Here is a 25,196-nt window from a genome sequence, read left to right on the forward strand (position 1 = left end):
TGAGGTCAGGCGGTCGGCGTCGTGGTGCCCGAGCCGGCTGGGGCAGGGGTGACCACGCCGAGGATGGCGTCGAGGGCGAGCTTCTGATCGCCGACCGTGACGATCGGGACGGCGCCGGCGTAGGAGACGGACGAGGCGAGCCCGGTCTGGGTGTCGCCGTTCTTGTCGAGGTAGCTCACGGTGTGACCGATGAGCGCGGCCGCGGCCTGCCGCATCTGGAGGGCGAAACCCTCCTGCGCGGTCGTGTCCATGTTGGTGAGCTTCTCCATCATGGCCAGCTGCGTCGTCTGGGCGATCATCTGGTTGGTGTCCATCGGCGAGCTGGGGTCCTGGTTGCGGAGCTGGGTGACCAGCAGCTGCATGAAGGCCTCGCTGTCGAGCGACTGCTTCGGCGTCCGCGTCGGCGGGGTGGAGTAGATGCCGCCCGTGGAGGCGGTGTCTGCTCCGGTGATGGGGTCGACGGCCACGGTGGCTCCCTTCTAGACGATCAGGTCGATGGTGTGAGCGGACCCGTCCGCGGGCGCGGACAGGGTGGATCGGGGGGATGCGACGCCCTCGGAGGAGGCCCGCGGTGCGGTCGGGCGTCCCTCGGGTACGCCGTGACGACCGCCGCCCGGTGCGTCGTGCTGCGGCGCCGGCTGGTTCTGGGACGACAGGTCGAGCGTCCCGGTGAGGCCCGCGCCGCCGAGGTCACGGCGCAGGTCCGGGAGGATGGCGCGCAGCGCATCCCGCCCGGCATCCGTCGGCGCGAACAGCTCGACGCGGACGCCCTCGCCGCCGACGTGCGCACGGACCGTCACCGGCCCGAGCGTGTCCGGGGTGACGTGCACGGTCATGACGTGCTCGCCGGCGCCGGCCGCCGCGAGCGTGAACACCGGGCGAGCGAGCTGCGCGCCCAGCGTGGCCTGCGGTGCGGGGGCAGCGGGAGCGGCGACCGATTGCGCGATCGGAGCGCGGTCGAGACCGGGCAGCGGCTGCGGGGCGGCCGTCGGTGCGGCGATCGGGTCGGCCTTCGGCGACTCGGGACGAGTGGATGCGGTGGGCGCCGCGGCTGCGGACGACGCAGCCTCGGCCGACGCTCCGACGGCCGCGGTCTGCGGGGAAAGGGGAGGCGTCGTCGGAACGGCTGCGGCCTGGGCACCTGCCGCCGGTGCCGCGGGCGCGGTCGCCGCTCCGCCGGTCCCCGTTGTCGGAGCCGGGGCAGCACCAGCCTCGCCCGAATCCACGCGCGAGGCGGCAGCGGGGCCGCTCGTGCCGCGGCCCGGCCGCGAAGGAGCACCCGCCTCTCCGCTCTCCCCCGCGTTCGCGACCGCGACGGCCGCCACGAGCGGTGACTCGGTGCTCGAATTCGGGTCGAGTGGTGACGTGATGTCGCTGGTCGAGGCCGGGGCGGCGCGGACCGGGGGCGTCGGCGCGGCGGATTGAGGCGCGGCGGCCGGCGCGTCGACGGTCTGGGCCACAGCGGAAGGCGCCCCGACGGATGGGCCACCGACGGTCGGGGTGGCGGCGATCGGGGATGCGGCGGCCGGTGTGGATGCGGCGGCCGCGGTCACGACGGGGGACGTTGCGGCGTCCGTCGTAGCGGCCGGGAGACCCGGAACCGTGGTGGCGGTCTGCGTCGGGGCGGTCGACGAAGACGGAGTCTCCGTGCCGGTCGTTGCGGCACCCGCTGACGGGCCGTCCGTCTCGGCGGCAGCGTCCTTCGGGCCGTCCGCGCCCGCGGTCTGCGCCGGTCGAGCAGTGTCTCGCGCGGCGGCGGCCCCCGCCGCATCCGGCTTGTCCACACTCCGGTCGTGCTCGCGCGCCGCCTTCGGCCGCGATCCGCCGTGCGCATCCCGCGGGGTGGCATCCACCGCGCCCTGCAGGAAGGCGTCGAACGCGTCGCCGGAACCCTTCGTCGCGCCGGAGCCGGGCCGGGCTGCCGTGGACGGCGCAGCGGTCGGAGCGGAGGTGACCGTAGCCGGGCTCACAGGGAGCCTCCCTGCACCAGTGACGCGAACAGCGAGCGCATCATGTCCGCTTGAGCGGACGACGCGGACGACGCCGACGACGCAAAGCCACCGAGCCCCGCCAGCGCCGCAGCCGGAGCCGCACTCGCCGGCGCCGCCTGCGGAACCACCCGCCGGATCGTGACGATGTCGGAGTCGCTCATCCAGTTGTCCACCAGGCTGACGTTGCGCCCTTCGCTCGGAGCGTGGATGACCTTGCCGTCTCCCGCGTAGATGACGATGTGCTCGCCGCCGTTGGTGACGATGAGGTCGCCCGGCTGCGCCTGAGCGAGCGACGGCACCTCGGTGCCGACGGTCGACTGTCCGGAGACGAGGCGCGGAACGTCGATACCGAGATCCTTGAACACGCGCTGCACCAGCCCGGAGCAGTCGAGCCCGGAGGCGCTGGTGCCGCCGAAGACGTAGGGAACGCCGAGGTACTTCTTGGCGTCCGCGACGACATCGGCGCCCGTCGGCGACCCGGTGCCGCTCGTCGCACCGAGCGCGCCGGACAGCGCAGCAGCGAAGTCCGTGGCCGACGTTGCCGACGCCCCCGACGTTCCGGAAGCGGACGTTGCCGACCCGGCACCCGCCGTCTTCGCCGGGTTCTCCAGCTGCACCAGCGTCGCCTGGATCTGCGCGATGCGCCCGATGGCGTCCGTGACGGTCATGCCTCTCCCCCTTCTCGCGCGCGCTGCCACGCGCCGGTGGCCATCTCGTCGATGGCCGACTGCTCGGCGCTCAGTTCGCCGGCGACGACCTCGGCGCGGTGGCGGTTCTCCAGCTTCTCCAGCCCGACCGCGCGCTTCTTGGCCTCGGTGAACGCCTCCTGAGCAGCGGCCGCGTCGGCTTCGCGTTCCGCGGCGAGCGCCGACAGGTCCGCGAGCATGCTGCGGCTGGATGCGCGCGCGGCCGCCATGGCGAAGAGCGTCCCCGCATCGGTCGCCTCCGCGGGCACGGCGTGCAGCGCGGCGATGGCGCGCGCCTGCCGCTCCCCCGCATCCCGCCGGAGGGCGTTGGCCGCGGCGAGGTCGCTCGCGGCGTGCTCCTTCTCGATCTGCCGAAGCCGCAGCAGACCGGCCAGTGCGAATGCTCGTGCCATCACACGCCTCCCAGCATCCCGATGAGTGCCTGCAACCGGGCCCACGACTCCGCCGACGGGGCCGGTTCGCCGATTCCCTGGCGCAGGAACGCGTCGATGGCGTCGGCGTTGGCGACCGCCGCATCCACCTTCGGATTGGTCCCCGGCTTGTAGGCGCCGACGTCGAGCAGGTCCTGTGCCGCGACCTTGGCGGCCAGCACGCTGCGCAGGGCGATCGCCGCCGCGCGCTGCTCGGGGGTCGTCACGCGTGAGGCGAGACGGGAGACCGAGCCCAGCACATCCACCGACGGGAAGTGCCCGACCACCGAGAGCCTGCGGTCGAGCACGACGTGACCGTCGAGGATGGAGCGCGCCGCGTCGGCGATCGGCTCGTTGTGGTCGTCGCCGTCCACGAGCACGGTGTACAGACCCGTGATCGAGCCGGTCTCGCCGGTCCCCGCCCGCTCGAGCAGTTGCGCGAGCAGCGAGAACGTCGACGGCGGGTAGCCGCGCGTCGCGGGCGGCTCTCCGGCCGACAGGCCGATCTCGCGCTGCGCCATGGCGACACGGGTCAGGGAGTCCATCATCAGCACGACGTCGGCGCCCTCGTCGCGGAACGCCTCGGCGATGCGGGTCGCCGCGAACGCCGCACGCAGGCGCATGACGGCCGGTTCGTCCGAGGTCGCCACGATCACGACCGAGCGTGCAAGGCCTTCGGGGCCGAGGTCGTCTTCGAGGAACTCTCGCACCTCGCGCCCGCGCTCCCCCACCAGCGCGATGACCGACACCTGGGCGTCTGTCCCCCGCGCGATCATCGAGAGCAGCGACGACTTGCCGACGCCCGAGCCGGCGAACAGGCCCAGGCGCTGGCCGCGGCCGGTGGTCACCATCGTGTCGAGCACGCGGACGCCCAGGCCGATGGGCTGCAGGATGCGCGCGCGGCGCATCGCGTCGGGTGCGCGGTTACCGAGCGCGACGAAGCCGTCCGCCTCGATCGGCCCCCGGCCATCGACAGGGCGGCCGAGCGCGTCGATGACGCGGCCGAGCATCCCCCGCCCGGTCGGAACGAGCAGCGGGGCGCGCACGGCGCGTGCGGGGGCACCGGCGGCCACACCGGTCAACGGGCCGTACGGCATCACGCGGACGCGGTCGGCGGTCGTCGCCACGACCTCGGCGTGCACCCCGGGTTCGTCCCCGATGACCACGACGTCGCCGATGGCGGCGGGAACGCCCTCGAGTTCGGCGCCGAGACCCACCACGGCGCTGACCCGGCCGACGGTCTCGACCTGTGCGGCCGCCACGGCCGCATCCCAGCGACCGCCGATGACCGGGCTCAGCACCGCGCTCACGACAGGGCCTCCTTCGCCCGGTCGAGCGCGGCGTGGATGCGCGCATCCAGCCAGCCGTGCGGGAGCTCGCCGATGGCGTCGCCCGGCGCGAGCGTCGGGTCGGCGATCAGTTGCAGGTCCTCCTCGGCCCCGGCCACGCGGAGGGCGGCGACGTCATCTGGATGGAGGCGGACCACCGGCACGACACCGCCCGGCGCTGCGGACAGCACACGTCCGACGGCAGCGCGGGCGGCGGTGACCCGGTCCTTCAGCGCGACACCGACGACGGCCGTCGCCAGCTCGAACGCCGCATCCACCAGCGCGGACTCGGCGTCGGCGAGCACCGGAACGGTCGCCTCCCGCAGCTCGACGGCCGCCGTGCGCAGCGCCCGCGCGAGCACCGCGACCTGTTCGGCGGCCTCCGCCGACTCGGCGGCACGTGCGGCGTCCGCCCGGTCGACCCACTCCGCCTGCTCGCGTGCGGCCGCCCGGCGCCCCTCGGCGAAGCCGGCCGCGTAGCCGCGGGAACGGGCGGACGTCATGGCGGCGCGCTCGTGCTCCGTCTCGGCCAGCACCGGGACGGTCAGCGGCGCGAAATCGCGCGCGACGGCGGCGTCATTCGACATATGCGTCCTCGTCCCCGCGCTGCACGGTGATCGCGCCGGTCGCCTCCAGGTCGCGGATGGCCCGCACGATCTCGGCGCGAGCGTCCTCCACCTGCGAGACGCGGACCGGACCCAGGATGCGCACCTCGTCCTCGAGGATCTCGCGGTTGCGCTCCGACAGGTTGGTGGTGATGATCTCGCTGACCGCCTCCGACGCGCCCTTCATCGCGACCGCCAGAACAGCCGCGTCGACGCCGCGCAGCACCTGCTGAACGTCGCGCGACTCGAGCCGGACGATGTCGTCGAACGTGAGCATCCGCGACCGCACCTCTTCGGCGAGCTGCGGGTCGCGCTGCTCGAGCGCCTCCAGCAGGGCCTTCTCGGTGGCCGCATCGGAGCGGTTGATGATGTCGACGAGCGGCTGCACTCCCCCGACGGCGTCGGACGCCGCCCGCGACGACACGACCGCGCTGGCCCGCTGCTTGAGCGTCTCGGCGACGACCCGCACGGCGTCGGGGCTGGGCGATCCCATCGTGGCGATGGCGTGGGCGACCTCGGTACGCGCCGTGTCATCCAGCCCGGCGAGCACGCGGGACGCGTGATCGGCCCGCAGGTGCGCGAGCACGAGCGCGCTGGTCTGCGGCAGCTCCCCGGCGAGCAGCATCTGCACCTGCGCCGGCTCCACCGCGTCGAGGAACTCGAACTGCTTCCCGGCCAGATTGGATGCGACCCTGTTGAGCACGCCGGTCGCCCGTTCGGCGCCGAACGACGCCTCCAGCAGTCCGACCGCGATATCCCGCCCACCGCGCGTGGTCACCGCACCGCGGGTCGCCAGGTCGTGGAACTCGTTGAGCGCCTTCTCGGCGACCCCCGGATCCACTCGGCGCAGCCGCAGGATCTCGGCGGTGATCTCGTCGGCCTCCTCGTCGGAGAACTGCTTCATCACCTGGGCCGCGCGCTGCTGATCCATGTTCATCAGCACGACGGCGACCTTCTGCGCGCCGGTCAGAGCGGTGCTCATACGCCCGCCCTGTCATCCATGAGGCTGCGGAGGAACTCCGCCGTGCGCTGCGGGTCGCGCTCGGCGAGCGCCTCGATCTCGGCGCGACGGCGGTCGGCCTCCACCTCGGCCGGGTCGGGCGTCGGGTCGGGAAGCGGGTCGAGCTGCATCGGCACCGTCGGCGCGGCCTGCTCCAGCGCGATCGGGAAGGCCGCTGCGTCGAGGGCCAGCGTGTCGGCGTCTTCGGCGAGCGCCGCCGTCTCGGCCGCTCGGCGCCGGCCGCGGCGGAACAGGAGGAACGCGATGATGGCCGCGGCGACGATCGCCGCCGCGATGACGGAGGTCCGGATGATGCTGCTGAGCTGGTCGGCCGCAGCGGCATCCTTGGCCTCCTGCAGCGCCTTGGCCGCCTCGGTCGCACCGGTCTTGCTGAACGGCACCATCTCGACGCTGACCGCGTCGCCGCGCTTCACATCGATGCCGGCGGCCGCGTTGACCAGATTGCGGATCTCGTTGGCGCTGACATCCCCCACGGCATCCGAGTTCAGGGCGACGGAGACGGTCTGCCGGTTTATCGCACCGGCCGGGATGGTCCGCTGCTCGGTGACCTTGTCGACCGCGTTGTCCTTCGTGCTCGACTCGGAGTTGAAGGTGCCGTTGCCGTTGGTGCCGTTCGGGACCGCGATGTTGTCGGGTCCGAGCACCCCGGCGTTGCTGCCGCCGGAGCCCGTGTAGGTCTCCTTCTGGGTCGTCTCGCTGAGTGACGGCGCATCCGTCGGGGCCGTATACGACTCCTCCGTGCGCTGGGCGCTCTCGGTGCTCACATCGGCGGCGACGGCGACGGTCGCGTTTCCCGGGCCCACGACCTTGTCGAGCATCTCCTGCACAGCGGACTTCACGCGGGTCTCATAGTCGCTGGCCTGCTTGTCCGCTCCCCCGGTCGCGCCCCCGCCGACCGTGCTGAGCACGGTGCCGTCGGCATCCACCACGGCGACGTCCGTCGGCTTCATGCCCGGAACGGCGGCGCTGGTCAGGTGCACGATGGCCTGCACCTGGTCGGCGCTGAGGGTCACCCCGCTCTGCGTCTCCACGAACACCGACGCGGTCGGGTCCTTCTTCTCGGACGCGAAGACCGTCTCCTCCGGGATGGCGAGGCGCACCGACGCCGCCTTGACGCCCTTCATGGCGGCGATGGTGTTGCCGAGCTCCCCCTCCATCGCGCGCTTGTAGGTGACGTTCTGCTGGAACTCGGACGAGGTCACGCCCATCTTGTCGAGCAGCGAGTACCCGCCGGTGGTGGAGGCCGGAAGGCCCGCCGAAGCGGCCTTGAGCCGTTCGTCGTAGACCTTCTCCTGCGGGACGAGGATGGTCGAGCCGCCGTCCGTGAGCTGGTACGGCACCCCGTCCGTGCGGAGCTGGTCGACGATCGCGGAGGCGTCCGACGCCGCGACGCCGGAGAACAGCGGCGTGTACGACGGCTGCGACGCCCACAGGGCGAGACCCGTCGCGCCGAGCGCGACGACCGCGACACCGATGAGGGCGATCACCCGCTGGGCCACGGAGAAGCCGCGGATCGAGTCGCCGATCCGCCGGAAGAAGCTGGTCACCTGCTGAGGCATCAGGCCTGCATCCGCATGATCTCGTTGAAGGCGTCGACCGCCTTGTTCCGGACGCCGGCGACGAGCTCCAGGGTGACCTGGGCGCGCGTGGATGCGAGCGTCGCGTTATGGATGTCGTCGAGGTTGCCGGTGACGGCCTGGATCGCCAGGCGGTCGCTCGTGCCCTGCAGGCCCTGCAGGTCGTCGATCGCCCCGGTGAGGGCGTTGCCGAAGGCGGCTCCCCCGGTGCCGCCGGTCTGCTGGGTCGCTGAGACCCCGGCGGTGGCGTCGATGCCGGAGAGCGCTCCGATCGCGGGAATGGGCATCAGTTCCTCCCGATCTGGAGCGCCGCCTGGTAGGTCTCCTTGGCGCGGTCGACGACGGCCGCGTTGGCCTGGTAGCCGCGCTGCGCCATGATCAGCGAGCCCATCTGCTCGGACAGGTCGATGTCGGGGTACCGCACGTACCCCTTCTCGTCGGCGACGGGGTTGTCCGGCTCGTAGACCATGCGTCCCTCGGCACTTCCGAGGGCGGCGCCGGCGACGTAGACGCCGGAGACGCCTTCGCCCTCCTGCGCGACCACGTAGCGCGCCTGGAACGCAGCACCGTTGGTCGGCTTCGCGGTGTTGATGTTGGCCAGGTTGTCGGAGATGGCGTCCAGCCAGTGGCGGTGCAGGTTCAGCCCCGTCCCGGCGATTCCGATGGCGTCGAAGGTCATGTCGTGCTCCTCTCGTCGATGTCCTGGCTCAGCTGGTCTTCAGGGCGGCGCGGATGGCCGAGAACTGCCCGCCTGCGGCTTGCGAGGCGAACTGGAAGCGCAGCACCGTGTCGACGTTCGAGAGCGTCTCGGTGTCGAGGTTGACGTTGTTCCCGTCGAGCCGCGTCGGCTCCAGCGACCGGGCGGTCGTCGCGGCTGCGTGCCCGTCGTGGTCGGCGACGGAGGCGGCGAGAGCGTCCTCGAACGACACGCGCTCGGCCGTGTAGCCGGGGGTGTTGACGTTGGCGATGTTGTTCGCGATGGCGCGTTGGCGCGCGGCGAGGCCGTCGAGGGCGCTCGCGAGGGCGGCGCTGGTCACGGATTCGAGCACAGCTGCACTCCTGGGTCGTGGGGCGGCCCATCCGTGGCCAAGTCGATGAGCGATCCGTGCTCGAAAGGAGCTATCGGCAGCTCTCCCCCGCCCGTTAGGGACGACATCCCGGGCGTGTTCGCCGAGCGATTTCCCACACCGTCATCCACAGCGTGTACCCCGATGTGAATTACACCGGTGTGGTTTCGAAGGGGTGTTCGATCGTCACAGAATCCGAGCGAAATCGCAGGTCAGAGGCAGTTTCACAAACCTGGGAATCTGAGAGTGCACACATCTCGCGCGTGTCCTCCACACGATTCGTGCTCTCATCCACTGATTCTGCACAGAGTTATCCACAGGTGGAGAACTGCTATGGGGAGTCAGCCGATCAGGTCGAAGTAGACCGGGTGCGCGCCGACCTCGGACCGGGGTACAGAACGCACCGCCGCGAGGTGCCGCGCGGTCGTCTGACGCACGTCCTCGAGGTAGCGGATGGTGTGCAACTGCGCCTCCAGGAGACGCGTCGCACGTTCCTGCAGCTCCGGTGGGATCGGGCCAAGCGCGATCGGCGGACGCCAGGGGACCGGGTCCACCTGTGCGAGCGCGCCGTGCAGCTCGTCTTCCATGCGATCGAGCGCTTCGGCCCAGGCGGCGGCCTCGGAAGCGAGCTCCGGAGCGGCCTCCGGAGCGACCTCGGGCAGGTCGCGCGACACGTCGTCAGGCGACGCCGAGGTCACGGTCCGCTTCCGTCGTGGTGGCGGCCGCCGGCAGCAGCGCCGCGGCCTCGTGCCAGGTCCGGCGCAGGGGCTCGGCGAGCTCGATGGCCTCGCGCACCTTCGCCGGGTCGCGCTCGATCATCCCGCCGACGATGAGATCCGCCAGGTAGCCGTACAGCTGCAGCAGACCCTCGGCGCCGTCCCACAGCTCCACCCGCAGCGTCCCCGCGAGCTCGGCCACGATCTGGTCGGCGTGCCGCAGGTTCTCCCAGGCGGTCGGCCACTGCTCGGCCGTGAGCGCGGCCTCGCCGCGGGTGAGGTCGAGCAGGAGCCGGTCGTACAGCATCGTGAGGAGTCGTGCCGGGCTCGCGGAGAGGACGCTGTCGCGGTTGTAGGCCGAGAGCTTCGCGGCCGCGGAGGTGAGGACGTTCATGATGCGCTCGCAGACGGGAGGGAGGACAGCTGGCCGGTGAGCCACGACGACTGGGACTGCAGCTGCTGGAGCTGCACTTCGAGGTTGGCGTACGTCTTCTCGAGGGTCGCGCGGCGGTCGGCGAGACGGCCGTCCCAATCGGTGATCTGGTCGTTGAGGCTCTTGACCGTGGACTGCTCGCCCTTGATCTTGAGCGAGATCGAGCCGGTGTACGTGTCGCTGGCGTCGGTGGCCGCGTCCGCGACGCGCTGGGCGATCGTGGCGACGGCGGTCTTCACCGCGTCGGGGTCGGCGGCCATCGCCGTGGCGAAGACGTCCTGGTCGAAGGTGACGGCGCCGTCCCGCGTGATGCTGATGCCGTAGGTCGAGGGGGAGACGCCGCCGATCGGGGCGATCACCGCATCCACCAGCTTTTGGTTGACATCGCGCACCGACGACTCGCCCGTGAACACGCCTCCTGTGACGACCGTGCCGCCCGCGGCGTCGGTCGAGGTCGAGACGGCCTGCTTCTGGCCGATGTACGTGAGGATGTCGTTGACGGCGGTCGCCAGCGAGCCGGCCGCCGCGGAGATGCTCTTGTCGTCGCGCGCGACCGTCAGGGTCACGGGTGAGGTGGACGCGGCGGTCACCGAGACGGTCACGCCGGGGAGCACGTCGGCGAAGCTGTTGGTCGCGCTGGTCACGGTCTGCGCGGCGCCGGTGCCGGCCCAGAGGGTGAGCTGGGCGTCCTGCGCCTGTCGCACCTGCGACGAGCCCGCGTCCGACAGGATGTTCGTGGCGGTGCCGGCCGCGACATCCGCCGCCGTCCCGCGATAGGCCGTGAAGGCGGCCGCGGCTCCGGTCTTCGTGGAGCTGAGCTGCAGGCGGTACAACTGCTGCCCGGTCGCCGGGTCGAGACCCGCGGCGACCCGTGTCGCGCTGACACCCGCGCCGGCCTGGTTGATGGCGGCGGCGACATCGGCGAGCGACGAGCTGGCGGCGGTGATCTGCTTGGTCGTGCCGTCGGCGGCGACGAAGGTGAGGGTCGGCGGCTGGTCCGGCCACTCGGTCAGCGGCCCGGTCACGGTGACCTGCGACTGCGCGAGGCGGTCGACCGTGAAGTCGATGGTGCCGTCCACGGCGCCCGTGCCGGCGGTGGCGGTGACCGTGGTGGAGCTGGTGCTCGCCGTGTGCAGGTCGGTGCCGGCGGGCTTCGCCAGCTTCGCGGCGGAGTCGGCGAGCGCGGCGACCTTCGAGTTGAGCGCCTGCATCGCCGAGATGAAGTTGGTGGAGTCGGTGACCTTGTTCTTGAGCAGCGTCTGCGGAATCGCCTCCGCCTGCATCAGGCTGTTGATCAGATCCGTCGTCTGCAGGCCGCTGATGAGCCCGTCGATCGCCATGCCCATGCGGTGGTCTCCCTCCTACGACGGTGGTTCGGGGTGGTGCGGTGGTGCGGGGTGGTGCGGGGTGGTGCGGCGGCCGGGGCACGCTTTGGGGACTACGCCCCGGCCGCCGGGCCCGATCAGCGGAGCAGCTGCAGGACGCCCTGGTTGGACTGGTTCGCCTGAGCGAGCATCGCAGTGCCGGCCTGCGACAGGATGTTGGAGCGGGTGTACTTCACCATCTCCTCCGCCATGTCGGTGTCGGTGATGCGGCTGGACGCGGCCGAGAGGTTCTCCTTCGAGACGTTCAGGCTGCGGACAGCGGACTCGAAGCGGTTCTGCGAGGCGCCGAGCTCCGAGCGAGCGGTCGAGATCGCGGTGATCGCGGTGTCGATCGCCGTGATGGTCGTGTTCGCGGCAGCGTTGGTGCTGACGTCGAACCCGGTCGCGCCGGTGGCGCCCCCGAGGGTGCCGACGGAGGTGGCGACATCGGCCAGGCCGACCGCGATGGTGTCGTTCGCCGTCGAGCCTGCGCCCACCTGGAAGTTCAGCGAGCCGCCCTTGAGCAGGTCGATCCCGTTGAAGTTCGTGCCCTGCGTGATGCGGTCGAGCTCCTTGCCGAGCTCGTCCGCCTCGGTCTTGATGGCCGCACGCGAGGTGGTGTTGTTCGAGTCGTTACCGCCCTGCACCGCGAGGTCGCGCATGCGCTGCAGGATGGAGTGGACCTCGGTGAGCGAACCTTCAGCGGTCTGCACGACGCTGATGCCGTCCTGAGCGTTGCGGGCGGCGACGGTCAGACCGCCGACCTGCGACTTCAGGCCCTCCGAGATGGCGAGGCCCGCCGCGTCGTCCGCCGCACGGTTGATGCGGAGGCCGCTGGACAGCTTCTCGAGCGACTTCGAGAGGTCGCTCTGCGTGTTGTTCAGGTTGCGGTAGGCGTTGTTCGCCGCGATGTTGGTGTTGATCTGCATACCCATGATGTTTCCTCCATGACTGGGTGGTGGTTCGCGGCCCTTCCGTGGTCCGCATCAGCCTCTATCGGCTGTCTTGTCCGTCCCGTTAGCAGCAATCCGCTCCTGACTTTTTCGCGCATTTCGGCCGATTCAGGCGGAAAAAGTCAGGAGCTGATGGCTCAGGACGCCCGGGCAGAGCTCGGGGACGTGGGGGAGAGGCGCGAGACGCCCGCGACCGCGTGCTGCGCGAGACGCGCCAGATAGGCGCTGCGCCGGGCCTGCGAGGTCTTCGCCTCGATGACGACGGGGTCTCCCTCGTCGGCGTAGTGGGTGGCCATGCCCTCGCGCATGAGGCGGATGGCCTCCGAACGCTGCTGCGACACGGCCGAGTGGGTGATCCCCAGCTCCTCCGCGATCTCGGTCACCGTGCGGTCGTCGAAGTAGATGGCCTCGACGATGGATCGCATCCGGTCGGGAAGAGCGGCGACCGCAGCACGCACGTAGGCGGTCTGCTCGTCGGCCAGCAGGGAGTCCTCGGGGCCGACGGTCTCCGAGACGAGCAGCGGCTCGATGGTCTCGTCGAGCGCGGTCACCGTGCGGGAGGCGTCGGCGAGGCCGGCAGCGGCCGTCTCGCGGTCGACGCCGAGCGCACCGGCGATCTCGTCGACGCTGGGCTTCCTCCCGAGGGCCGAGGTCAGGCTCTCCTGCACCGCGAGGGTCTCCTTGATGCGTTTGCGCGCGGAACGTGTGGCCCAGTCGGATGCGCGCAGCTCGTCGGCGAGTGCGCCGAGGATGCGGGTGCGGGCGTATGCGCCGAACGGGACGCCCGTGGTGGCGTCGTACGCGTCGGCCGCCTGCACGAGGGCGACGGCGCCGGCCGAGGCCAGGTCGTCGCGCGACAGGTGGGTGGCGCGGGAGCACAGGTCGGAGACCAGATAGCCGACGAGCGGCAGGTTCTCCACGACGAGCGTGTTGCGTTCGTTCCGGTTCACGCTGGGCGACCCCTCTTCATCGGACGGGTACCGCGCGTCGACCTCTTTCGGGGAGGGTGTCGCGGGTACTCGGGCGGTGCGGTGGACGCTCGGGCTGGGTCGGGTGCCGAGCGAGGTGCTAGGAGTCTTCCGCTGTTCACGGTAACAATTCGAGACTGTTCAGATTGCATGCTTTCTGTCCCCATTACGGGGCAGTGAGTACCCCCAGTACGGGGAATACTGACAGCACCCCGAAAAGCGGTAGGTCGTGCCTCTCGCCGGGGTGATCGCGCGCCTAACATCGGGCGCAAGCGTGCCGATGGTCTGGGGTGGCGGAACACATCCACCGCCTTCGGAACCCGAGGAGACCAGGTGCGCACATCGACTCACGAGGAAGTTGGTAGCGACATGGCCGCGAACGAACTCTCTGCGCAGCTCTGGAAGGAACGCGAGCTCCTCGAGCTCCTGCTGTTCAAGCTGGAGGAGGAGCAGCTGCTGCTCATCGCGGGCAAGTCGCGGTGGATCTCGCACGCCACCCGTGAGGTCGAGCAGGTCATCGAGCGGATGCGCGCCGTCGGCCTCGCGCGAACGGTCGAGGTCGCCGCGCTGGCGGAGGAGTGGGGCCTCGGTCAGGATGCGACCCTCCGTGAGCTCGCCACCGCCGCCCCCGACGGCATCTGGTCCGACATCTTCGGGTCGCACCTCGCGGCCATGACCGAGCTGACCGCGCAGATCGCCGAGGTGCGCGACACCAACGAGCGCCTGCTCCGGGAGGCCGCCCGCTCCACGCAGGAGACGCTGAGCTCGCTCTCGGGCGCCGGCGACGACCCGGGCGTGTACGGAGCAGGCGGCACGGGCCAGGCGGGCGACACCGCGCGCTTCTTCGACACGGAGGCCTGACCGGATGAGCACCTTCAGCGGCCTGAACACCGCGTACACCGGGCTGGTCGCCGCCAAGGCGGGCCTCGACGTGGTCGGCCAGAACCTCGTGAACGCGAACACGCAGGGCTACACCCGGCAGCGCGTGACCACCTCGGGCGTGCCCGCGCTGTCGTCCGCCGGGCTCTTCAGCGGCGGCGTCCGCCCGGGCCAGGGCGTCACGATCGACGGCATCCAGCGCCTCGACGACGCCGCACTGGATGCGCGGGTGCGCACGACCACCGCGCTCTCCGGGTACACGAACACCCGTGCCGACGCCCTGGCGACCCTCGAGCAGTCTCTCAACGAGCCGGGGACCAACGGCCTCTCGGCCCAGCTGCAGAAGTTCTGGTCGGCCTGGGGCGACGTCGCCAACCAGGCGGGGGAGCAGGCGCCGGCCGGCGTTCTGCTCGGGCAGGCGGGCAGCCTCGTCACCCAGCTGCAGACCGGGTACCGGTCGGTCGACGACCAGTGGACCACGCTCCGCGCGTCGATGGACGGCATGGCCTCCGACCTGAACACCGCGGCGACCGCCGTCGCCGACCTCAACGGGCGCATCCGCTCCGCACTGGCGTCGGGTCAGTCGGCGAACGAGCTGCTCGACCGGCGCGACCTGCTCACCGCATCCATCGCCAAGCTCGCCGGGGGAGCGGTCCGGCCGAACGACGACGGCACCGTGGATGTGCTGGTCGGCGGAAACGCGCTGGTCTCCGGCACCAGCACCAACCTCGTGAAGGCGGCCGGCGCCTCCCGCATGGCGGACGCCGCGGCCGACCCGGCGCGCCTCGAGTGGGCGTACCGGCCGGGCGCGGCGATCGCGCTCGAGGGCGGATCGATCGCCGGAGCCGTCTCCACGCTCGCCCCCGCCGACGCCTCGGGCACCGGGGGAGTGCTCGCGGAAGCGGCCGTCAGCTACAACGCGTTCGCCGTGACGCTCGCCCAGCGCGTCAACGCCGTCCACTCCACCGGGGCGACCCCCACCGGCGCCACCGGCCTCGACTTCTTCGCCATCGACCCCACGAAACCGGCCGCGCTCGGCCTCTCCGTCGTGCCGACCGGCGTCGGCCAGATCGCCACGGGCACCCCGGGAGCGGGTGGCACCGACGGCAGCATCGCCGACGCGATCAGCCAGCTCGGCACCGGAGCGAACGCCGTCGACAAGCAGTGGTCGTCCTTCGTCGTTCGCGTCGGCGTCGCCAGCCGCACCGAGAAGCAGCAGTCGGACCTCGCCGACCTCGCGAGCAGTGCCGCGACGAACGCCCAGCTCGCCGGCTCCTCCGTCGACCTCGACGAGGAGAACATGAACATGCTGTCCTTCCAGCACGCCTACCAGGGCGCCGCGCGCGTGATGACCGCCGTGGACGAGGCCCTCGATGTGCTCATCAACCACACCGGACTCGTCGGGAGATAAACCGTGATCAGCCGCGTGACCAACGCCACCCAGACCCTCAACGCCCAGCGCAACCTGCAGCTCAGTCTGCAGCGCCAGGCGCAGCTGTACGACCAGGCCACCAGCCGACGGCTGCTGAACAAGCCGTCGGACGACCCCACCGCCACGGCGAGCGCCATGGGAGTGCGGTCGGACGCCGCGGCCACCGCCCAGTATCAGCGCAACGTCGGCAACGGCGACGCCTGGCTGACCACCGCCGACTCGGCCCTGACATCGGTCGAGACGCTCATGCGCCGCGTCCGCGACCTCACGCTGCAGGGCGCGAACGACGGCGCCATGTCGCCCGAGGCGAAGGAGTCGATCGCGACGGAACTCGACGGACTCAAGAAGAGCCTCCTCTCGCTCGCCAACACCACCTACCTCGGCCGCACGGTGTTCGCGGGCAACTCGGACGCCGGCGTCGCCTTCCAGCCCGACTACTCGTTCACCGGGACGGCGGGAAGTACAGTGGAGCGCAGGATCGGCCCCGACACCACGGTGCGGGTGGATGCGGACGGCGCCGCGGTCTTCGGAACCGGCGCGTCGTCGGTGTTCGCGCTGATCGACAACACCGTGAACGACCTCCGCACGGGTGTGAACGTCACCCCGCGCCTCGCGGAGATCGACGACAGGATGAAGGCGATCGTGGGAGAGCACGCGGAGGTCGGCGGTCGGCAGACCCGCATCGACAAGGCGAAGGACACGCTCGCCGTCGGAGCCAACGCGCTGGAGGGTCAGCGCTCCTCCCTGGAGGACGTCGACCTGAGCAAGGTGATCCTCGACCTGAAGACGCAGGATGTGAACTACCAGACCGCGATCGCCGTCACGGCCCGCGTGCTCCAGCCGACGCTGATGGACTTCCTCCGATGAGCGCCGTCCGCTTCCTCACCCCGCCGCCCGGACTCGAGCCCCTGGATGCGTTCGACCTCGACCCGGTCGCCGGCGCCGACGGGCTGTACACGCTCGCCTCGATCGAGCGGCCCGAGATCCGGCTGTTCACCATCGACGCCGAGCGCCACCTGCCCGGCTACTCCCCGGAGCTGCCGGACGACCGTGCCGCCGAACTCGGCATCGCCGAGGCCGCAGACGCACTGCTCCTCGTCGTGGTCACGCCGTCGCCCGAGGGCAGCACGGTCAACCTGCTGGCCCCGGTGATCGTCAACCGAGCGACCGGCTCGGCTCTCCAGCTGGTGCTCGACGACGACGCCTTCCCGGTGCGCGCCGAGCTGGCGGCTCTCGCAGGAGCGTAACCGGCCCGCGTTCGCCGCCTATCCGACCTTCTTGGCCGGGCAGGGTGCCGACTTGGTCATCCCGTCGACCGCCTGCTGCTCGGACCAGGGCAGGGAAGCGACGACCTTCGCGCCCTTCTCCTTGGCCGGCGTCTTGGAGACGATGGAGGCGAGCCGCTGGGCCAGGAGCTGGGCGAAGCCCGGCCCCGGCGTGGAGTTGTTGAGCGCGACGACGATCGTCAAGCCGGACGCCGGGTCCGTGTACATCGCGGACAGATACCCGGGAACCGCGCCGCTGCTGCCCCGCAGCGGGCCGAGCATCTGCATCCCGAGCCCGTAGCTCTCCCACGACTGGCCGATCACGATCCCGTCGGCCTGCGCTTTGCGCGACTTCTCGCTCAGGAGGCTCCCCGATGCGAGCGCCTGGCCGAACGCCTTCAGGTCGGTGACGTTGGAGACGACTCCGGCCGAGGTCCAGCCCTGGGACGGCGACATGCTGCTCACATCGCGCATCGGCTCGCAGACGATGGCGCCCGCCCCATCCAGCCCCACCGAATAACCAGTGGGATGCGGCCCGGGCACCGAGAACTGCGAGCTCTCGGGCAGGGAGCTCGCCGTCATCCCGAGCTTGTCGAAGATGTACTGCTTGTAGAGGTCGTGCCAGCTGCGACTCGTCGCGTTCTGGAGGGCCATCCCCAGGAGCACGGCGTTCGTGGACGAGCGACCCCACTTCTCGCCGGGGTTGCCGTAGCGCTGCATCGCGATCCCGTCGCTGGCCAGCTCCAGCGGGGGCCACTGCCGCGTCGGGTTCATGATGAACTCCGGGTTGAGCTGCGCCAGGTAGTCGCCGATGCCGGAGGTGTTCTGGCAGAGCTCGCGCAGGGTGACGCCCTCGACCCCGACCAGTCCGGGAAGCCACTTGGTGAGCGGGTCGTCGAGCCCCACCTCTCCGTCGTCGACGAGCTGCAGCAGCACCGTGCAGGTCATCGGCGTGGTGTTCTGCCCGATACGGAAGCGCATATCCTCGCTGACCGGCTTGGAGCCTCCACGCGTGGTCGTCCCCTGCGCGGTGGTCCAGGTCCCGGACCAGGGCGCCCACACCCCGGCGAAGCCGGCGGAGGCGTCGGCGAGCGTCATCGCGTCGGTGACCGCTGACGAGAGCCGCTTCTCGACGTCCGCGGAGAACCCGCCCTTCTGCTGCTCAGGGAGCTTCGCGCCCGCCGTCGAGGTGCAGGCCGAGAGGACCAGCGCCACGAGTCCGGCTGTCGCGGCGAGCGCGATCCGCCCGAACTTCGTGTGACGTCGCATCGATGAAACTCCCGGGGTGTCGGCCCTGCGTGTCCAGCGATTGTAACGTGCGGCAGAAACGGAACGGACGCGCAAGGGGCTGTGGCCGCAATCCGATCGGGCCGATGCTGCGAATGGACAAGTGAGGCGCGCGTCCGTGCGCCGTCCTACGGAAGGAACGAACAATGCGCACATCTCCGAACCGCCTTGTTGCCACCATCTTCGGAGCGGTCTATCTGCTCGTCGGGCTGCTCGGCTTCGCTGTCACCGGAGGCGTCGGATTCGTCGCCACCAAGGGCGGTCTGCTGCTGGGCATCTTCGAAGTGAACCCGCTGCACAACATCGCCCACCTCCTCATCGGCGCCGCTCTGCTGATCGCCGGCCTGACCCGCGTTGCGGCCGCGAAGGCCGTCAACATCACGGTCGGGGCGGTCTACCTGCTGCTCGGTATCGTGGGCTTCTTCCTGGTGGGCACCGACGCGAACATCCTCGCGCTGAACACCCCCGACCACTTCCTCCACCTGGTGAGCGCGATCGTCCTCCTCGGAACCGGCCTCGGTGCCGACCGCGGAACGCGCGCCACGACGGCCGCCGCCTGACCGGCGGGGCCACGGCTCCCATGAGCAGGATGACAGGAACGCTGCGGGTCGCCCCCGCCGCCTCGGCCACCACGGCCGTCGCGGTGGGCTCGGCGACCCGCGCCTTCCTCGCCGTGGCCGCTCTGGGGGCGGGGCTGCTTCACGCGGCACTCGCCCCCAGCGCACCCCCTGCTCTGCTGGCGGCCTTCCTCCTGCTCGCCGTGGCGGAGCTGGGATGGGCGGCCGCGACCCTCGCGCGCGATCGTCCTCCGGCGTTCCGCCTCGTCCCCGCGCTGGCCCTCCTCCCGGTCGGTCTCTGGGCGGCGCTCGCCATCGTCGGAGCAACGGCGACCGGCGGCACGGTCATCGCGCTCCCGCTCATTCCGATGGGCGCGGCCTCCCTGCTGGATGTCGCCGTCGCAGCCACCGCAGCGGTCGTCATCCGCGCCGGCAAGGCCCGACCCGACCAGGGCGGACTGCGCTTCTTCCTCGCGCTCGTGCTGAGCGCCTGCGCGGTCTGCGCCGTCACCATCCCGGCGCTCGGGCTCACCGACGCGGGCATCGCCGCCGTCACGGTGCATCACCACCACTGAGGACGCGCCGGGCACGCTCCCGCGCGGCCGGGTCAGCGACGCGTCAGCGGCGGGTCAGCGACGCGTCAGCGGCGGGTCAGTGCGAACGACTCGGCGCCGAACCGCACGATCGACCCCGGGTCGACCTCGTGCCGCGTCTTCGGGTCGCACGCGAACGTGCCTTCGCCCGGGTAGGTGATCGTGGTGCCGTTGGCGGAGCCCAGGTCCATCACCCAGAACACGCCGTCGTACTGACCGAACGCCAGATGCGCTCGCGACACCGACTTCACGTCGTCCTGGATCGTGATCAGCTGCACGTGACCGGGGTCGTCCATCTCCGTCCCCGGCGTGTGGACGGCCGGGTTGCGCCCGATCACGCCGTTGCCGCTCGTCTCGATGTGCTGTCCGTCGCTGAAGTCCAGCACGAAGGTCACCGCCACGTCCGACCCCTCCCCTGATGCATCGTCAGCACTCGTCTCATCCGGCCTGCTGGGCACCCGCGACCGGGATCGTCACCGGCCGGGCGTCGCGCATGAAGCGCTCCACATCCGGGTCGACGGTGATGTCGCTCGGCCGCAGCGGTCGCGTCAGGTACAGCCCGTCGAGCGTCGTGATCCTGCTCAGGGCGACGTACGTCTGCCCCGAGGTGAACGCGCGCGTCCCGAGATCGACGATCGCCGCGTCGTAGGTCTTGCCCTGCGACTTGTGAATGGTGACGGCCCACGCCAGCCGCAGCGGGAACTGCGTGAACTCCGCCACGACGTCCTTCGTCAGCTTCTTCGTCTCGGGCGACCAGGTGTACTTGAACTTCTCCCAGATCGCCGGCTCGACCTCGTGCACCTCGCCGTCGACATCCACGTAGACGTTGGAGTCGATGCGCGTGACCGTGCCGATGGTGCCGTTCACCCAGCGCGGCCCGTCGCCCTGGCCCACGTCGTTGCGCAGGAACATCACCTGGGCGCCCACCTTGAGCTCGAGCGACTCGTCGGCCGGGAAATTGCGTCCGCCGAAGTCACCGCTGACCTCCGCCTTCGCGGTGAGGGCACGGCCCGGGAGGCGCTCCAGCGCCTGCGCGTTGATGCGGTTGACCGTGTCGTTGCGGGTGGCGAGGGTGATGGTGCCGTCGTCGGGCGCCGGGCGCGCGCCGACCTCGTTCAACCGGTCGGCGATCTCCTTGGTGACCTGTCCGTGGCGCACGGCGTTGAGCATGAACCGGAAGTCGGATTCGTGCTGGCGGTGCACCTGCAGCAGCTCGACGATGCGCAGATCGGTCTCCTGCCAGACGCGCGCGTCGAAGAACCACATCGAGCGGTAGGTGTCGGCGAAGTAGGCGCGCTCCTCGCGGTCGCCGGGAACCGGGGCGAGCTGGTACGGATCGCCGAACAGCACGACCTGGACGCCGCCGAACGGCTCGCCCGCCCGCTGACGTGCCTGGCGCAGGCTGCGATCCACCGCATCCATCAGGTCGGCGTTCACCATCGAGACCTCGTCGATGACGAGCGTGTCGATGCTGTTCAGCAGCTTGCGCAGCTCGGCGCTCTGGTCGATGGCGTGGTCGGCGATGACGCCGATCGGCAGCCGGAACAGCGAGTGGATGGTCTGGCCGCCGACATTGAGCGCGGCGACACCCGTCGGTGCCGCGATGACGAGCGACTTCTCGGTGTTCCACGAGAGGTGGTTGAGAAGCGTCGACTTGCCTGTGCCGGCACGGCCGGTCACGAAGACATGCTCGCGGGTGTGCTCGATGAGCTCGAACACCGCCTGCTGCTCCGGCGAGAGGGAAAGCCGGCCCATCCCCGCCCCTTCCGTGTCGCCCGACCTGCCGGACTACTCTAACCCGGCGCAGCTCCCCGGAGCCGCTCATCCACAGGACCCTAGGATGGCCTCATGGCTGTGGGGGATGCGCACGCGCACCGACGCGCCGTCCTGATCTGGTCGGGTGTCGGCGTCCTCCTGGTCGCCGCCGTGCTTGCGGGCTTCGGCGCCGTGCAGCGCGCGTATTACAGCCCGACCGGTTTCGTCACGGCGTTCGCGGAGTCGATCGCCTCCCATGACGTGTCCACAGCTCTCGCCATGCCGGGAGCCAACCCGACCTCCTCGGCCCTGGACGCCGCGGGGCTCCCGCTGGGCGCCTCCCGCGAGCTCCTGCGCTCCGACATCCTGCCGGCCGTGCGCGATATCGCCGTCACCTCCGACACGACCGGAGCGGACGGCGTCCACACCGTCGTAGTGCGGGCCGTCGCGAACGGCGACCCCGTGTCGGCGACGTTCCGCGTCCGTCAGACGGGAGCTGTGCTCGGGATGCTGCCCACCTGGTCGTTCGCGACCTCGCCCGTCGGCGTCGCGCGCATCACCGTCGCGCACGCCTCCACCTTCACCGTCGGCCGCCACACCGTGAACCCGCGTGCCGCATCGCCCGATCAGCCCGCCGACGCTTTCACGGTCTCCGCCGACTACCTCGTGCTGCCGCTCGCGCCCCTCGAGCTGAGCCACAGCTCGCGCTACGTCCGCGCCACGCCCGTCGCCGCATCCGCCTCGCCCGGCCGGATCACCGAGACCACGGTGGATGCGCAGCCCACCCCCGCGTTCACGTCCGCGGTGCAGAAGCAGGTCGACGGCTTCCTCGACCGCTGCGCCGAGCAGCACGTGCTGCAACCCGCCGGGTGCCCCTTCGGCGTCGAGATAGACGACCGGGTGCAGGGCGACCCCTCCTGGTCGATCGACACCTACCCCGACGTCCGGCTGCAGGCAGGGGACACGGGATGGGTCACCGGCCGGATGGTCGGCGTCGCACACCTCGACGTGACCGTCCAGTCGCTGTTCGACGGAACGGTGACCCCGCGCAGCGATCCGGAGCCGTTCGCGATGAGCCTCAGCAGTGTCACCATCCGTTCGGACGGCTCGCTCGACATCGTCATCGCACAGGAGCCCTGAGCGCGAGCGCCGACCTCAGCCCGGGCCGTCTCCGAGCAACCGGTCAGCGGGAGACGCGGTCGCGGTCGGCCATGCGCGCCAGCCGCTCGTTGTACGCCTTCAGTTCGGCCTCGCCCGTGCGATCCGCATTCCGGTCGCGCCGCTTCGTCTCGCGCTCGTCGCTGCGGCTCCACTGGATCGCCACGACGATGGCGAGGATCACCGTGGGGATCTCGCCGATGCTCCACGCGATGCCTCCGCCGGCCTGCTGGTCGACAAGCGGGGAGTCGCCCCAGGTTCGACCCATGGCCCCGAACCAATCGGCCAGCAGCAGTCCGTGCATCTGCATGATCGAGAGCCCGAAGAACGCGTGGAACGCCATCGTGAGCAGCAGCAGGAGCAGCCGGAACGGGTACGGGAGGCGGTACTTGACCGGGTCGATCCCGATCAGCGACTGCACGAAGAGGTAGCCAGTGATCAGGAAGTGGACGATCATCCACTCGTGCCCGATGTGGTCGGTCGTCGCCCAGCGGAAGACGGGCGTGTAGTAGAAGACCCAGAGCGACCCGGCGAACAGGACCGCCGCGACGATCGGGTTGGAGATCACACCCGCGAAACGCGAGTGCACGGCGAGGAGCAGCCACTCCCGGCCGCCGCGCGAACCGTCGCGACGCTTCCGGATCGCCCGCGCCGCCAGGGTGATCGGCGCACCGGGGACGAGCAGCAAGGGCACCCCCATCGTCAGCACCATGTGCGCCGACATGTGGGCCGAGAACAGGTACTTCTCGTAGACGTTGACGCCGCCGTTGGTGATGTAGAACAGCAGGACGATGCCCAGCGTCCACAGCACCGTGCGGTAGATCGGCCACGCGTCGCCGCGTTTGCGCAGCCGCCAGACCCCGGCGAAGTAGAAGAACAGGCCGAAGGCGCAGGCCAGCACCCACAGCAGGTCGAAGTTCCACGAGGTGAAGAGCCGGTCCCAGGTGAGCGCGGGAGGCAGCTTCTCTCCGGTGAGGATCTCGGCGGGCGTCGGGGTGGCCGCGCGCGTCTCCGGGACGGGCGTGACCGTGCGGGCGAGCGCTGCGGCGACGCCGGACGCGATGCCCATGAACGCCAGCTCGGCCACGACGATCCACCAGAAGCTCCGCGGCTCGCCGGACTGCTTGAGCCGACCGATCAGGTACCGCCGCTGCGTGAGGCCGAACAGGCCGAGCACGACGAGCGCGGCGACCTTGACCAGCACGAGGATGCCGTACGGCGTCGCCAGCTCGGCCAGGGTCCCGACGCGGAGCTCGGCGTTGACATATCCGGACGCGGCGACGACCACGAAGCAGATCAGCGCGACGGTCGAGTACCGCTCAAGGACGGTGACGAGTCGCCCGTTGCCCAGCCGCTGCTTCACCACGATGAGCGTCACCAAGCCGCCCAGCCAGATCGCCGCGAACAGCACGTGGAGCCCGAACGACGTCACCGCGGCGTCGTGACCGGCTGCCTCCGCGCTGTGGCCCTGCTGCGCCATCGGCACGACGGTCGCCATGGCCAGCAGGGTGACGAAGACGATCGCCGTCTGGTTGCGAACCGCGAAGCACAGCACCGTGACGGCCGCGGCGATGAGGGTGATCCCGAGCCACGCCTGGCCCAGCGAAACGCTGGTGATGAACGAGCTGAGCCCGTTGCTGAAGGTCGCGTCGAACGACCAGGGCACGTTCGACACGCTGACGAAGGTGAACAGTCCCGTCGCTGCGGACGCGACCGTCATCACCGCGGCGCTGCCGGCGGCGAAATCGAGGGCGTTGCCGTACTCGTCGCGATCCGGGCTGAACGCGAAGCAGGCCAGGACGAGGGCGCCCACCGTGCCCGCCAGGCTGAGGTTGACCACCAGGGTCGCCGCGGGCAGACCCCAGCGCACGAGCGCACCAGGGTCCGCGAGCAGCGGCGCGTTCGCTCCTCCGCCGAATGCGAGGGCGGCGATCATCGCCGCCACGGCTGCGACGAGCAGCGCGGCAGGGCCGATCACACGGAGGATTCGAGGCACCTGTCCAGCCTACGTCCCCCGCCCTGGACGGCCGCCCACAGCCTGTTCGCCCCTCTGCCCGCCGGAGATACGACGAGGGCGGCGCCGCACGATGCGGCGCCGCCCTCAGGCAAAGCTGGGAAGGACTACTTGACGGCAGCCTTGAGCTTCGAGCCCGCGGTCAGCTTGACGCGGTGGCCGGCCGGGATGGAGATCTCCTCGCCGGTCTGCGGGTTGCGGCCGGTGCGGGCAGCGGTCTCGCTGCGCTCGGCGGCGAGCCAGCCGGGGATGGTGACCTTGCCACCCTTGGCGACGGTCTCGCTGATGGTGCTGAAGAACGCGTCGACGACGCTCGAGACGGTGGCCTGGCTCTGACCCGACGCCGCAGCGACGGCAGCAACGAGCTCGGTCTTGTTCAGGTTGTCAGCCATTGAGTGTCCTCCTCGGACCTTGTGCTGGATCTACAGCTATCTTGTGGAACGGTTGAGGCCACTGAGGGCCGTAACGTTTGGTCGGTTGACCGCCTTGAATGTATCAGAAACCCGCGGAAACACGCGGAACTTCGTCCTCTTTCGCCGACATCGGACCGGATGCGCAGCTTCGAGCATCCATTCGGGTACGGCAAAGGGGCGCCCGGCCGAAGCCGGACGCCCCTCGAGGTGCGTCGTCGCGCTGGCTTACCAGCTCGACTTGGTGATGCCGGGCAGCTCGCCGCGGTGCGCCATGTCACGGAAACGGACACGCGAGATACCGAACTTGCTGAGGTTTCCGCGCGGACGGCCGTCGACCGCGTCGCGGTTGCGCACGCGGATCGGGGAGGCGTCGCGGGGCAGCTTCTGCAGGCCCAGGCGAGCGGCCTCACGGGACTCGTCGGAGCCGTTCGGGTCGACGAGAGCCTTCTTCAGCTCGGCACGCTTCGCGGCGTAGCGCTCGACGATGACCTTGCGCTGCTCGTTCTTGGCGATCTTTGACTTCTTGGCCATGTTTAGCGCTCCTCTCGGAAGTCGACGTGCTTGCGCACTACGGGGTCGTACTTCTTGAGCACGAGTCGGTCGGGGTCGTTGCGGCGGTTCTTGCGGGTCACGTAGGTGTACCCGGTGCCCGCCGTCGAACGGAGCTTGATGATCGGACGGACGTCCTGCTGCTTCGCCATGC

30 protein-coding genes are annotated in these 25,196 nt (G+C 70.7%); 7 read left to right on the plus strand and 23 right to left on the minus strand.

Annotated features, from left to right (window positions below; translation table 11 throughout):
- Window positions 1-5 precede the first annotated feature (5 nt).
- From ABIC47_RS06275 to ABIC47_RS06350, 16 genes are all read right to left on the minus strand, one after another.
- On the minus strand, window positions 6-467 hold the full coding sequence (locus tag ABIC47_RS06275; RefSeq protein ID WP_354478388.1) for a flagellar hook assembly protein FlgD: 462 nt from the start codon (window positions 465-467) through the stop codon (window positions 6-8).
- Window positions 468-479: 12 nt separating this feature from the next.
- Window positions 480-1,970 carry a flagellar hook-length control protein FliK gene (locus ABIC47_RS06280; protein WP_354478391.1) on the minus strand — a complete coding sequence of 497 codons (1,491 nt, stop codon included), beginning with the start codon at window positions 1,968-1,970 and terminating at the stop codon, window positions 480-482.
- A complete protein-coding gene (locus ABIC47_RS06285; RefSeq protein ID WP_354478394.1) occupies window positions 1,967-2,659 on the minus strand; it encodes a C40 family peptidase in 693 nt (230 codons plus the stop codon). The genes ABIC47_RS06280 and ABIC47_RS06285 overlap by 4 nt, the downstream gene beginning before the upstream one ends.
- The gene (locus tag ABIC47_RS06290) at window positions 2,656-3,090 is read right to left on the minus strand and encodes a hypothetical protein (protein WP_354478397.1); all 435 of its coding nucleotides are present in this window, start codon (window positions 3,088-3,090) and stop codon (window positions 2,656-2,658) included. Before ABIC47_RS06290 ends, ABIC47_RS06285 begins: the two co-directional genes overlap by 4 nt.
- Complete coding sequence (locus ABIC47_RS06295) at window positions 3,090-4,418, minus strand: FliI/YscN family ATPase (RefSeq protein ID WP_354478399.1); 1,329 nt, start codon at window positions 4,416-4,418, stop codon at window positions 3,090-3,092. Before ABIC47_RS06295 ends, ABIC47_RS06290 begins: the two co-directional genes overlap by 1 nt.
- Window positions 4,415-5,023, minus strand: a complete 609-nt coding sequence (locus ABIC47_RS06300) for a FliH/SctL family protein (RefSeq protein WP_354478402.1) — start codon at window positions 5,021-5,023, stop codon at window positions 4,415-4,417. Before ABIC47_RS06300 ends, ABIC47_RS06295 begins: the two co-directional genes overlap by 4 nt.
- Complete coding sequence (gene fliG / locus ABIC47_RS06305) at window positions 5,013-6,023, minus strand: flagellar motor switch protein FliG (protein WP_020076227.1); 1,011 nt, start codon at window positions 6,021-6,023, stop codon at window positions 5,013-5,015. The genes ABIC47_RS06300 and fliG overlap by 11 nt, the downstream gene beginning before the upstream one ends.
- Window positions 6,020-7,621, minus strand: coding sequence for a flagellar basal-body MS-ring/collar protein FliF (gene fliF / locus ABIC47_RS06310; protein WP_020076226.1), 1,602 nt, complete (start codon window positions 7,619-7,621; stop codon window positions 6,020-6,022). Before fliF ends, fliG begins: the two co-directional genes overlap by 4 nt.
- Complete coding sequence (gene fliE / locus ABIC47_RS06315; protein WP_018188966.1) at window positions 7,621-7,926, minus strand: flagellar hook-basal body complex protein FliE; 306 nt, start codon at window positions 7,924-7,926, stop codon at window positions 7,621-7,623. Before fliE ends, fliF begins: the two co-directional genes overlap by 1 nt.
- Window positions 7,926-8,318 carry a flagellar basal body rod protein FlgC gene (locus tag ABIC47_RS06320; RefSeq protein ID WP_020076224.1) on the minus strand — a complete coding sequence of 131 codons (393 nt, stop codon included), beginning with the start codon at window positions 8,316-8,318 and terminating at the stop codon, window positions 7,926-7,928. The genes fliE and ABIC47_RS06320 overlap by 1 nt, the downstream gene beginning before the upstream one ends.
- A 28-nt stretch (window positions 8,319-8,346) precedes the next feature.
- Window positions 8,347-8,688 carry a flagellar basal body rod protein FlgB gene (flgB, locus tag ABIC47_RS06325; protein ID WP_018188968.1) on the minus strand — a complete coding sequence of 114 codons (342 nt, stop codon included), beginning with the start codon at window positions 8,686-8,688 and terminating at the stop codon, window positions 8,347-8,349.
- A gap of 359 nt (window positions 8,689-9,047) precedes the next feature.
- Entirely contained in the window at window positions 9,048-9,380 is a 333-nt protein-coding gene (locus ABIC47_RS06330; protein WP_354478408.1) for a hypothetical protein, read from the minus strand.
- Between the two features lie 4 nt (window positions 9,381-9,384).
- The gene (locus ABIC47_RS06335; protein ID WP_018188970.1) at window positions 9,385-9,816 is read right to left on the minus strand and encodes a flagellar export chaperone FliS; all 432 of its coding nucleotides are present in this window, start codon (window positions 9,814-9,816) and stop codon (window positions 9,385-9,387) included.
- The gene (gene fliD, locus ABIC47_RS06340) at window positions 9,813-11,201 is read right to left on the minus strand and encodes a flagellar filament capping protein FliD (RefSeq protein WP_354478412.1); all 1,389 of its coding nucleotides are present in this window, start codon (window positions 11,199-11,201) and stop codon (window positions 9,813-9,815) included. Before fliD ends, ABIC47_RS06335 begins: the two co-directional genes overlap by 4 nt.
- A 116-nt stretch (window positions 11,202-11,317) precedes the next feature.
- A complete protein-coding gene (locus ABIC47_RS06345; RefSeq protein WP_026306982.1) occupies window positions 11,318-12,154 on the minus strand; it encodes a flagellin N-terminal helical domain-containing protein in 837 nt (278 codons plus the stop codon).
- 155 nt (window positions 12,155-12,309) lie between these two features.
- A complete protein-coding gene (locus ABIC47_RS06350) occupies window positions 12,310-13,122 on the minus strand; it encodes a sigma-70 family RNA polymerase sigma factor (RefSeq protein ID WP_020076221.1) in 813 nt (270 codons plus the stop codon).
- Between the two features lie 387 nt (window positions 13,123-13,509).
- Between ABIC47_RS06350 and flgN the strand changes: the two genes are divergently transcribed.
- The 4 genes from flgN to ABIC47_RS06370 are packed head-to-tail and all read left to right on the plus strand — an operon-like array spanning window position 13,510 to window position 16,698.
- Window positions 13,510-14,001 carry a flagellar export chaperone FlgN gene (gene flgN / locus ABIC47_RS06355; RefSeq protein WP_354478416.1) on the plus strand — a complete coding sequence of 164 codons (492 nt, stop codon included), beginning with the start codon at window positions 13,510-13,512 and terminating at the stop codon, window positions 13,999-14,001.
- Window positions 14,002-14,005: 4 nt separating this feature from the next.
- Window positions 14,006-15,430 carry a flagellar hook-associated protein FlgK gene (gene flgK / locus ABIC47_RS06360; protein ID WP_354478419.1) on the plus strand — a complete coding sequence of 475 codons (1,425 nt, stop codon included), beginning with the start codon at window positions 14,006-14,008 and terminating at the stop codon, window positions 15,428-15,430.
- A 15-nt stretch (window positions 15,431-15,445) separates the two neighbouring features.
- On the plus strand, window positions 15,446-16,318 hold the full coding sequence (gene flgL / locus ABIC47_RS06365; protein WP_331272597.1) for a flagellar hook-associated protein FlgL: 873 nt from the start codon (window positions 15,446-15,448) through the stop codon (window positions 16,316-16,318).
- Window positions 16,315-16,698, plus strand: a complete 384-nt coding sequence (locus ABIC47_RS06370; protein ID WP_018188977.1) for a flagellar assembly protein FliW — start codon at window positions 16,315-16,317, stop codon at window positions 16,696-16,698. Before flgL ends, ABIC47_RS06370 begins: the two co-directional genes overlap by 4 nt.
- A gap of 18 nt (window positions 16,699-16,716) precedes the next feature.
- Here the strand turns inward: ABIC47_RS06370 and ABIC47_RS06375 are convergent, their stop codons facing one another.
- Window positions 16,717-17,985 (minus strand): serine hydrolase domain-containing protein, encoded by a 1,269-nt coding sequence (locus ABIC47_RS06375; protein WP_354478423.1) that lies wholly within the window; start codon window positions 17,983-17,985, stop codon window positions 16,717-16,719.
- Between the two features lie 164 nt (window positions 17,986-18,149).
- On the opposite strand from ABIC47_RS06375, the gene ABIC47_RS06380 reads away from it, so the two are divergent.
- Both ABIC47_RS06380 and ABIC47_RS06385 read left to right on the plus strand, forming a co-directional pair.
- The gene (locus ABIC47_RS06380; RefSeq protein WP_018188979.1) at window positions 18,150-18,563 is read left to right on the plus strand and encodes a DUF4383 domain-containing protein; all 414 of its coding nucleotides are present in this window, start codon (window positions 18,150-18,152) and stop codon (window positions 18,561-18,563) included.
- 29 nt (window positions 18,564-18,592) lie between these two features.
- Window positions 18,593-19,135: a hypothetical protein gene (locus ABIC47_RS06385; RefSeq protein WP_354478426.1), complete on the plus strand. Its 543-nt coding sequence runs from the start codon at window positions 18,593-18,595 to the stop codon at window positions 19,133-19,135.
- 65 nt (window positions 19,136-19,200) lie between these two features.
- On the opposite strand, the gene ABIC47_RS06390 is transcribed toward ABIC47_RS06385, so the two are convergent.
- Both ABIC47_RS06390 and ABIC47_RS06395 read right to left on the minus strand, forming a co-directional pair.
- Window positions 19,201-19,554, minus strand: coding sequence for an FHA domain-containing protein (locus ABIC47_RS06390; protein WP_018188981.1), 354 nt, complete (start codon window positions 19,552-19,554; stop codon window positions 19,201-19,203).
- A gap of 37 nt (window positions 19,555-19,591) precedes the next feature.
- On the minus strand, window positions 19,592-20,908 hold the full coding sequence (locus ABIC47_RS06395) for an ATP-dependent DNA helicase (RefSeq protein WP_018188982.1): 1,317 nt from the start codon (window positions 20,906-20,908) through the stop codon (window positions 19,592-19,594).
- Window positions 20,909-21,001: 93 nt separating this feature from the next.
- On the opposite strand from ABIC47_RS06395, the gene ABIC47_RS06400 reads away from it, so the two are divergent.
- Window positions 21,002-22,048 (plus strand): hypothetical protein, encoded by a 1,047-nt coding sequence (locus ABIC47_RS06400; protein WP_354478431.1) that lies wholly within the window; start codon window positions 21,002-21,004, stop codon window positions 22,046-22,048.
- 43 nt (window positions 22,049-22,091) lie between these two features.
- Here ABIC47_RS06400 and ABIC47_RS06405 read toward each other — a convergent pair whose 3' ends face one another.
- The 4 genes from ABIC47_RS06405 to rpmG form a co-directional block, all read right to left on the minus strand.
- On the minus strand, window positions 22,092-24,002 hold the full coding sequence (locus tag ABIC47_RS06405) for a bifunctional copper resistance protein CopD/cytochrome c oxidase assembly protein (protein WP_502910224.1): 1,911 nt from the start codon (window positions 24,000-24,002) through the stop codon (window positions 22,092-22,094).
- 185 nt (window positions 24,003-24,187) lie between these two features.
- Window positions 24,188-24,472 carry an HU family DNA-binding protein gene (locus ABIC47_RS06410; protein WP_018188985.1) on the minus strand — a complete coding sequence of 95 codons (285 nt, stop codon included), beginning with the start codon at window positions 24,470-24,472 and terminating at the stop codon, window positions 24,188-24,190.
- A 246-nt stretch (window positions 24,473-24,718) separates the two neighbouring features.
- Entirely contained in the window at window positions 24,719-25,024 is a 306-nt protein-coding gene (rpsN, locus tag ABIC47_RS06415; RefSeq protein ID WP_018188986.1) for a 30S ribosomal protein S14, read from the minus strand.
- A 2-nt stretch (window positions 25,025-25,026) separates the two neighbouring features.
- Window positions 25,027-25,194 carry a 50S ribosomal protein L33 gene (gene rpmG, locus ABIC47_RS06420; protein WP_018188987.1) on the minus strand — a complete coding sequence of 56 codons (168 nt, stop codon included), beginning with the start codon at window positions 25,192-25,194 and terminating at the stop codon, window positions 25,027-25,029.
- Window positions 25,195-25,196: the final 2 nt, after the last annotated feature.

The organism is Leifsonia sp. 563 (assembly GCF_040545055.1).
Classification (GTDB): domain Bacteria; phylum Actinomycetota; class Actinomycetes; order Actinomycetales; family Microbacteriaceae; genus Leifsonia.

Excerpts from the sequence above, each read along its gene's own strand:
- ABIC47_RS06405 (WP_502910224.1), bottom strand. The coding sequence starts at position 24,002 with ATGATCGCCGCCCTCGCATTCGGCGGAGGAGCGAACGCGCCGCTGCTC.
- ABIC47_RS06335 (WP_018188970.1), bottom strand. The coding sequence starts at position 9,816 with ATGAACGTCCTCACCTCCGCGGCCGCGAAGCTCTCGGCCTACAACCGC.
- flgK (WP_354478419.1), top strand. The coding sequence starts at position 14,006 with ATGAGCACCTTCAGCGGCCTGAACACCGCGTACACCGGGCTGGTCGCC.
- flgN (WP_354478416.1), top strand. The coding sequence starts at position 13,510 with ATGGCCGCGAACGAACTCTCTGCGCAGCTCTGGAAGGAACGCGAGCTC.
- ABIC47_RS06345 (WP_026306982.1), bottom strand. The coding sequence starts at position 12,154 with ATGGGTATGCAGATCAACACCAACATCGCGGCGAACAACGCCTACCGC.
- ABIC47_RS06290 (WP_354478397.1), bottom strand. The coding sequence starts at position 3,090 with ATGGCACGAGCATTCGCACTGGCCGGTCTGCTGCGGCTTCGGCAGATC.
- ABIC47_RS06395 (WP_018188982.1), bottom strand. The coding sequence starts at position 20,908 with ATGGGCCGGCTTTCCCTCTCGCCGGAGCAGCAGGCGGTGTTCGAGCTC.
- fliD (WP_354478412.1), bottom strand. The coding sequence starts at position 11,201 with ATGGGCATGGCGATCGACGGGCTCATCAGCGGCCTGCAGACGACGGAT.
- ABIC47_RS06285 (WP_354478394.1), bottom strand. The coding sequence starts at position 2,659 with ATGACCGTCACGGACGCCATCGGGCGCATCGCGCAGATCCAGGCGACG.
- ABIC47_RS06375 (WP_354478423.1), bottom strand. The coding sequence starts at position 17,985 with ATGCGACGTCACACGAAGTTCGGGCGGATCGCGCTCGCCGCGACAGCC.
- fliG (WP_020076227.1), bottom strand. The coding sequence starts at position 6,023 with ATGAGCACCGCTCTGACCGGCGCGCAGAAGGTCGCCGTCGTGCTGATG.
- ABIC47_RS06370 (WP_018188977.1), top strand. The coding sequence starts at position 16,315 with ATGAGCGCCGTCCGCTTCCTCACCCCGCCGCCCGGACTCGAGCCCCTG.
- ABIC47_RS06320 (WP_020076224.1), bottom strand. The coding sequence starts at position 8,318 with ATGACCTTCGACGCCATCGGAATCGCCGGGACGGGGCTGAACCTGCAC.
- ABIC47_RS06300 (WP_354478402.1), bottom strand. The coding sequence starts at position 5,023 with ATGTCGAATGACGCCGCCGTCGCGCGCGATTTCGCGCCGCTGACCGTC.
- rpmG (WP_018188987.1), bottom strand. The coding sequence starts at position 25,194 with ATGGCGAAGCAGCAGGACGTCCGTCCGATCATCAAGCTCCGTTCGACG.
- fliE (WP_018188966.1), bottom strand. The coding sequence starts at position 7,926 with ATGCCCATTCCCGCGATCGGAGCGCTCTCCGGCATCGACGCCACCGCC.
- ABIC47_RS06400 (WP_354478431.1), top strand. The coding sequence starts at position 21,002 with ATGGCTGTGGGGGATGCGCACGCGCACCGACGCGCCGTCCTGATCTGG.
- ABIC47_RS06410 (WP_018188985.1), bottom strand. The coding sequence starts at position 24,472 with ATGGCTGACAACCTGAACAAGACCGAGCTCGTTGCTGCCGTCGCTGCG.
- rpsN (WP_018188986.1), bottom strand. The coding sequence starts at position 25,024 with ATGGCCAAGAAGTCAAAGATCGCCAAGAACGAGCAGCGCAAGGTCATC.
- ABIC47_RS06380 (WP_018188979.1), top strand. The coding sequence starts at position 18,150 with ATGCGCACATCTCCGAACCGCCTTGTTGCCACCATCTTCGGAGCGGTC.
- ABIC47_RS06385 (WP_354478426.1), top strand. The coding sequence starts at position 18,593 with ATGACAGGAACGCTGCGGGTCGCCCCCGCCGCCTCGGCCACCACGGCC.
- fliF (WP_020076226.1), bottom strand. The coding sequence starts at position 7,621 with ATGCCTCAGCAGGTGACCAGCTTCTTCCGGCGGATCGGCGACTCGATC.